Origin of the sequence: Actinosynnema sp. NPDC059797 (genome assembly GCF_042732085.1) — a bacterium.
Lineage (GTDB): Bacteria > Actinomycetota > Actinomycetes > Mycobacteriales > Pseudonocardiaceae > Actinosynnema.
In genome coordinates this window covers 7,217-10,747 of sequence record NZ_JBHWIE010000244.1, presented here as the reverse complement: position 1 = coordinate 10,747, position 3,531 = coordinate 7,217, and the positions used below count along the sequence as shown (strand labels likewise).

Genomic DNA, 3,531 nt, shown 5'->3' with positions numbered 1-3,531 from the left:
GCAAGGAGCAGCCCGGTCAACGCGGTGGCGTTCGACGAGACCGGCGAGCGGCTGGTGGTGATCAGGCTCAACGGGTGGACCGAGGAGTGGGGGCCGGTCGGTTCGGGCGACCTGGTGCGCCGCCACCGGCCGAGCCCCACCTCGGCGCAGGTCGAGTCGCTGGCCGTGGCGGTGGGCGGCGAGCTGGTGACCGCGGAGCAGAACGGGCAGGCGGCGCTGTGGCGGCGGCCCGTGCGGGAGTGGGACGCCCGCCTCCGTCAGCACGTGGAGGTGGCGCCGCCGCGGGAACCGCTCGGGTCGGCGGTCCGGGCGGTCGCGGTGCGCGACGGGCTGGCGGCGGTGGCCGGCGCGGACGGGGTGCTGCGGGTGTTCGACCTCGGCGGGTCGGGGCCGGCGCGGGAGGTGGCGTCGTTCGCGGCGCACGGGTCCGGCGTCGGCTCGGTGGTGTTCGCGCCGGGCGGGCGGGGGTTGATCAGCGCGGGCGATTCGGCGGTGCGGTTCTGGGAGACGGACCTCGCGCCCGTGGAGGCACGCGTCTGCGCCGTCGCCCACCCGCGGATCACGGCGGAGCAGTGGGCCCGGTACCTCGGGGACATGCCGTACGACCCGCCGTGCGGTGCGTGAACCGCGAACGCGACGGTCCTCAGTGGCCGGCTTTCGGCCAACGGAAAACCGAGGGTGGATCGCAAGATCACATCGTGGAGTTTTCCCGCCACTCATTGTGGTGGCGCCCTTCTCTCTCTAGATTGAGCCGGGTTGGCTGGGGTTGATCAACTGGGAAGAGGCGTTGCGCGTGCGTGCGCTCACCCGAGGACTGCTCGGTGTGGCCGGGTTCCTCGTCGTCTGGGAGCTGTTCGGCCGATCGCGGCTGGTCCCCTCGGATTACCTTCCACCGCCGTCCGTCGTAGCGGTGGAGCTGCTGAAGTTGTTGGGTGATGAGGCGTTCCTGCGGGACGTGGTCGCGACGGTGCTCGCGCTCCTCATCGCGGTGGGGATCTCGATCGGGATCGCCGTCCCGCTCGGACTGGTGCTGGGCAGCGTGCCGTCGATCCGCCACGCCACGCGGGCGGTGGTCGAGTTCCTGCGCCCGATCCCGTCGGTGGCGCTGATCCCCCTCGCCATCGTGATGATCGGCATCGGGCCGGAGATGAAGATCTCGCTCGCCGTGTACGCGGCGACGTGGCCGCTCCTGTTCAACACGATCTACGCGCTCGACGAGCTGGACCCGCTGCTCGTCGAGACGGCCCGCGCGTTCGGCACCGGCCGGCTGCGCGTGCTGTTCTCCGTCGCGCTGCCCAGCGCGTTGCCGTTCGTGTTCACGGGCATCCGCCTCGCCGCGACCACGAGCCTGGTGGTGCTGGTCAGCGTGGAGCTGCTCGCGGGCGGCTCGGGCGGCGGCATCGGGCACTTCATCATGGACGCCCGCAGCGGCTCGGGCCGCATGGACCTGGTCCTCGCCGGGACCGTGGTCGCGGGCGTGATCGGCTTCCTGCTCAACGAGGGCCTGGAGCGCGCCCAGCGCCGCTGGGTCGGGTGGAGCGCGGTCACGGGAGGGCGGTCGTGAACCGCTTCCTCCAGCGGTGGGCGGTGTTCGCGGGCCTCGTCGTGGTCTGGGAACTGCTCACCTGGCTCGCCGACGACACGTTCTTCCCGCGCCCCACGGAGATCGCGGTCGCCGCCCAGGAGCTGTGGTTGGACGGTCCGCCCGAGCACCTGTTCCTCGGCGACGCGGTCTTCGAGCACGTGCTGCCGAGCATCGGCAGGCTGCTCGGCGGCTGGGCCATCGCCTCCGTGATCGGCGTCGCCCTCGGCATCGCCCTCGGCCGCTCCGCGGCGGCCATGCAGTTCGCGGGTCCCCTGCTGACGTTCATGCGCTCGATCCCGCCACCCACCCTGGTGCCGGTGTTCCTGCTCCTGTTCAGCGGCGGCACCCAGATGCAGGTCGCCACGATCGTCTTCGGCGTGCTGTGGCCGATCCTGCTCAACAGCGTCGACGGCGCCCGCTCCGTCGACGCCACGAAGTTCGAGACCTCGGCCGTGTTCCGCATCCCCCGGCACCAGTGGGTCCTCGGCGTGGTCCTGCCCGCCGCGTCGCCGAAGATCTTCGCCGGGTTGCGGGTCTCCCTGTCGCTCGCCCTGGTGCTCATGGTCGTGTCCGAGCTGGTCGGCACCGACAACGGGATCGGGTCGCAACTCCTGCTGGCGCAACGGTCCTTCGAATTCCCCGACATGTGGGCCGGGATCATCCTCCTGGGGATCCTGGGCTACGCCTTCAACACCGTGCTCCTGGCCTTCGAGCACCGGGCCCTCGCCTGGCAGCCGCGGCAGGAGCGCACCCCCGCGACGGTGGAGGAAAAAGCGTGACCGCGATGCTCGAAGTGGCCGATCTCAGCCACACCTACCAGGCCAAGGACGGCGCGCACACCGCGATCGCCGACCTGTCGTTCACCGTCGGCGCGGGCGAGCTGGTCTGCGTCGTCGGCCCGTCCGGCTGCGGCAAGTCCACGCTGCTGCGCACCATCTCCGGGCTGATCCGCCCGACCCGCGGCGAGGTCAGCCTGCACGGCGACCGGGTCAAGGGCGTGCCCGACGACCTGGCCGTGGTGTTCCAGGACTACAGCCGCTCGCTGTTCCCCTGGCTGTCGGTGCTGAAGAACGTCGAGTTCCCGCTGCGCCGCGGCCTGGGCCGCGCCGAGCGCCGGGCCCGCGCGGTCGAGGCGCTGGAGTGGGTCGGACTGTCCAAAGCGCACCGCAAGTACCCGTGGCAGCTCTCGGGCGGGATGCAGCAGCGCGTCGCCATCGCCCGCGCCCTGGCCTACCGGCCGGCGCTGCTGCTGATGGACGAGCCGTTCGCGTCGGTGGACGCGCAGACCCGGTTCGAGCTGGAGGACCTGCTGCTGAAGGTCCGCACCGAGCACGACACCACGGTGCTGGTGGTGACGCACGACATCGACGAGAGCGTCTACCTGGGCGACCGCGTGCTGGTGCTGTCCACCTCGCCCGCGTCGGTGGTGGCGGACCTCAAGGTGGACCTGCCCGCGCAGCGCGACCAGATCAGCACGCGCGAGTCCGAGGAGTTCGTGGCGCTGCGGGCGGAGGTCGCGCGGCTGCTGAACGTCGGCAAGACCGCCGAGCAGGTCGCGGCGCGCCGCCGGGCCAACGAGGCGCAGGCGGCGAAGTGGGCCGAGGCCGAGCGCGCCGAGGCCTCGCGCGTCGAGGCGGAGGAGCGCGCCACGACGTGAAAACCCCTCGCATGAGGTAGGGAGTCGTCCGACGGGCGATCCGCGGCGCACGGGGCCTCTCAGGGCCGCGCCGGGGGTCGCCCGTCGCCGTGTCCGGGGCCGGGTGGGCGTTCCGCCGCGTCGCGCCTGGTCGGGTGGCGCGGAAGTCCTTGGCGCGCCACGGTTTCGACGAACGTCGTTGGCAACGATTCGACATCGTTTCCCGCGCGCGGGGCGGGCGGCGGCGGCGCGTCCGGGGCGGTTTCTCCACCCCCGTGGGCGAATGGGCCGCCCGCGCCGGTCCGGCCCG

General features: G+C 72.4%; 4 protein-coding genes. All 4 read left to right on the top strand.

Annotated features, from left to right (window positions below):
* The coding region (locus tag ACFV4N_RS32705; RefSeq protein WP_499676506.1) for a WD40 repeat domain-containing protein at positions 1-624 on the top strand (624 nt) is incomplete at its 5' end.
* 169 nt (positions 625-793) lie between these two features.
* Complete coding sequence (locus tag ACFV4N_RS32700; protein WP_499676507.1) at positions 794-1,564, top strand: ABC transporter permease; 771 nt, start codon at positions 794-796, stop codon at positions 1,562-1,564.
* Entirely contained in the window at positions 1,561-2,364 is an 804-nt protein-coding gene (locus ACFV4N_RS32695; protein ID WP_499676505.1) for an ABC transporter permease, read from the top strand. The genes ACFV4N_RS32700 and ACFV4N_RS32695 overlap by 4 nt, the downstream gene beginning before the upstream one ends.
* On the top strand, positions 2,361-3,242 hold the full coding sequence (locus tag ACFV4N_RS32690) for an ABC transporter ATP-binding protein (protein ID WP_499676504.1): 882 nt from the start codon (positions 2,361-2,363) through the stop codon (positions 3,240-3,242). Before ACFV4N_RS32695 ends, ACFV4N_RS32690 begins: the two co-directional genes overlap by 4 nt.
* Positions 3,243-3,531 lie beyond the last annotated feature (289 nt).